At 62.9% G+C, this 213-nt stretch carries 1 protein-coding gene; it reads right to left on the bottom strand.

The window, feature by feature from the left end:
• On the bottom strand, window positions 1-213 hold a 213-nt coding region (locus tag OP04_RS55305; protein ID WP_033346833.1), incomplete at both ends, for a hypothetical protein.

Here is a 213-nt window from a genome sequence, read left to right on the forward strand (position 1 = left end):
CATGTCGATCGTGAACTTGTGCACCGGCTGACCGAGACCACTGGCCAGAATCACCGAACGACTGGTCTGCTGACCGCTGATCGTGCTGACCGTGTTCTCCGCCGTGTATCCCAGCGGGTTGACCGTGAGCGGAACCGTGTTGACGACGTGACTCTGGACGCGCTCCCGGATGTAGGACGGCACGTCCTCCTGCGGAATCCCCGCCGGGACCTT

This window comes from Catenuloplanes japonicus, assembly GCF_000717135.1.
In the GTDB taxonomy this organism is placed as follows: domain Bacteria; phylum Actinomycetota; class Actinomycetes; order Mycobacteriales; family Micromonosporaceae; genus Catenuloplanes; species Catenuloplanes japonicus.